The organism is Allobosea sp. CER48 (assembly GCF_044752385.1).
In the GTDB taxonomy this organism is placed as follows: domain Bacteria; phylum Pseudomonadota; class Alphaproteobacteria; order Rhizobiales; family Beijerinckiaceae; genus Allobosea.
In genome coordinates, this window is sequence record NZ_JBIWYK010000408.1 from 1 (window position 1) to 2806 (window position 2806).

A 2806-nucleotide genomic window follows, 5' to 3' on the forward strand; every position below is an offset into this window, starting at 1 on the left:
ATGATCCGGTATAAGGGGCGTTCAAGCGGGCTGCCATACGTCGCAGATCCGCAGCAAACGGATTGGTTTTGTTAACCGAAATCCTGATCGTCCTGGCGCTGACGATCGTTAATGGACTTCTCGCCATGTCCGAGCTCGCCGTGGTTTCGTCGCGGCCCGCTCGCCTCAAGGTCCTCAGCGACCAGGGCAATAAAGGCGCCGCGACCGCGATACGCCTGGCCGAGGATCCCGGCCGCTTCCTCTCCACCGTACAGATCGGCATCACGCTCGTCGGCGTGCTCTCCGGCGCATTCTCGGGGGCCACGCTGGGCGCGCGCCTGTCGGAATGGCTCGGCACTCAGGGTTTCTCGCCTTCGGTTTCGGATACGCTCGGCGTTGGCATTGTGGTCGTTGCGATCACCTATCTCTCCCTGATCCTCGGCGAACTGGTGCCCAAGCAGATCGCGCTGCGCGATCCCGAGCGCGTGGCTGCACGTGTCGCGCCGGCCATGTCACTGATGTCGAAGATCGGCGCGCCTCTTGTCTTCCTGCTCGATGTTTCCGGCAAATCGGTGCTCGCGCTGCTCGGCCAGAAGGGCGAGTCGGAGGAGAAGGTCACGGAGGAGGAGGTGCGCACCATCATCGCCGAGGCTGAAACAGCCGGTGTGCTGGAGCGCGACGAGCGCGAGATGATCGCTGGCGTCATGCGCCTCGCCGACCGATCGGCCCGCGCCCTGATGACACCGCGCCGCGAGGTCGAGGTGATCGATCTGTCGGACAGCGCCGAGGAAATCCGTCAACAGCTCAAGGATACCCGCCGGTCGCGCTTGCCGGTGCAGGACGGCGAGTCGGATTCGATCATCGGCGTGGTGTTGGTGAAGGATCTGATCGACTTCATCGCCGCCGGCGACATCGAAGAACTGCGCCGGCATGTGCAGGACGCCCCGTTGGTGATGGACACCGCCGACTCCTTGCATGTTCTGCGCGAGATCCGCTCCAGCCGCGTGCACATGGCTGTTGTCTTCGACGAGTACGGCCACTTCGAGGGGATCATCACCCCCGGCGACGTGCTCGAGGCGATCATCGGTGCCTTCCAGGAAGAGGAGGAGGGCGAGCCGGCCATCGTGACGCGGGCAGATGGCTCCTACCTCGTCGCCGGCTGGATGCAGGTCGACGAATTCTCGCACGAGCTTGGCATCCCGATCCCGCGCGATGCCGATTTCCAGACGGTCGCCGGTTTCATCCTGGCCGAGATGAACCATCTGCCGAATGTCGGCGAAGCCTTCGACAAGGGGCATTGGCGCTTCGAGGTCGTCGATCTCGACGGTCGCCGCATCGACAAGATCCTGGTCAGCCGGATCGAGTGAGGCGTTCGCCGGCGTTGACGCCGGCGGATCTCGCATGGTCTAGTAGCCGCAAGGGGTGCATCGCGACGACCCCGTGAGGCTTCGGCCCAATGTTCGCGTCCAGCTTCCTTGCCCAGGATGGACGCATCATGTCTTCCAACGAACAGATCACGGTCGCCCAGCTCTCGCGGCTGGTCGGCCTGCCCGATGCGCCGGCCATCATCGATGTTCGGATCGATGACGACATCGCCGCGGATCCCGTATTCCTGCCGGCCTCGACACGGCGCGACTACCGCAAGCTTGCCGAGTGGGCGCCGGCCTATGCCGGCGAACGACGCGTTGTCGTCGTTTGCCACCAGGGCCTCAAGCTCAGCGAGGGCGTGGCAGCCTGGCTGCGCCACGCCGGCATCGCGGCCGAGAGCCTGGAAGGCGGGCACCAGGCCTGGCGCCAGGCCGGTGGCCTGACCTTTGCCGCGGAGCGCCTGCCTGCTCCCGGGAACGCGGGCGGGAGCCTTTGGGTAACGCGGGCGCGCCCGAAGATCGACCGCATCGCCTGTCCCTGGCTGATCCGCCGCTTCATCGACCGTCAGGCGGTTTTCCTCTTCGTCGCTGCTGCGGAGGTCGAGGCGGTCGCGGATCGCTTCGGAGCGACGCCGTTCGATATCGAGGGGGTGTTCTGGAGCCACCGCGGGCCGCGCTGCACCTTCGACGCGATGATCGAGGAGTTCCGGCTGGGATCCCCGGCCCTGGACCGGCTCGCCCGTATCGTCAGGGCTGCAGATACCGCGACGCTGGAGGCGGAGCCGCAGGCCGCCGGCCTCCTCGCGGCATCGCTCGGGCTTTCGCGGATGTTCAAGCACGATCTCGAACAGCTCGACGCGGGAATGCTGCTTTACGATGCCTTCTATCGCTGGTGTCGCGACGCGGCCGAAGAGACCCATAACTGGCCTGCGCCGAGGCCGGCCGCGGAGGCCAGGAGATGACGATCGCACAGACCGGCGCGACGGCGCTGCCGGCCGAGCGCATGCCCTCTCTCGCAGAGGCCACGCGCGTTTGGGCCCGGATCGGCCTTCTGTCCTTTGGCGGGCCGGCTGGGCAGATCGCGCTGATGCACAAGGAACTGGTCGAGGACCGCCGCTGGATCGGCGAGGAGCGCTTCCTGCATGCGCTCAACTATTGCATGCTGCTGCCGGGGCCGGAGGCGCAGCAACTCGCCGTCTATATCGGCTGGCTCATGCACCGGACGCTCGGCGGTCTGATCGCCGGCCTGCTGTTCATCCTGCCCGGCGCGCTGGTGATGCTGGGGCTGAGCATCCTCTATGTCTCCTGGCGGCACGTTCCGCTGATCGATGGCCTGTTCTTTGGCGTCAAGGCGGCCGTACTCGCCATCGTCATCGAGGCAGGCCTCAGGATCAGCCGTCGGGCGCTCAAGAACGGTGCAATGGTGGCGGTTGCGGTGGCTGCATTCATCGCGATCTTCC

At 66.0% G+C, this 2806-nt stretch carries 3 protein-coding genes; all 3 read left to right on the top strand.

Features of this window, described 5'->3' with window-relative positions; translation table 11 throughout:
- The first annotated feature begins 83 nt into the window (after window positions 1-83).
- Window positions 84-1346 (top strand): hemolysin family protein, encoded by a 1263-nt coding sequence (locus ACIPIA_RS13605; RefSeq protein WP_400510319.1) that lies wholly within the window; start codon window positions 84-86, stop codon window positions 1344-1346.
- A gap of 128 nt (window positions 1347-1474) precedes the next feature.
- Window positions 1475-2308 (top strand): chromate resistance protein ChrB domain-containing protein, encoded by an 834-nt coding sequence (locus ACIPIA_RS13610; RefSeq protein WP_400510315.1) that lies wholly within the window; start codon window positions 1475-1477, stop codon window positions 2306-2308.
- The coding region (locus ACIPIA_RS13615) for a chromate transporter (RefSeq protein WP_400510317.1) at window positions 2305-2806 on the top strand (502 nt) is incomplete at its 3' end. The genes ACIPIA_RS13610 and ACIPIA_RS13615, both read left to right, overlap by 4 nt.

Bases quoted from the DNA above. Each gene is read 5' to 3' on its own strand.
- ACIPIA_RS13610 (WP_400510315.1), top strand. From the start codon at position 1,475: ATGTCTTCCAACGAACAGATCACGGTCGCCCAGCTCTCGCGGCTGGTC.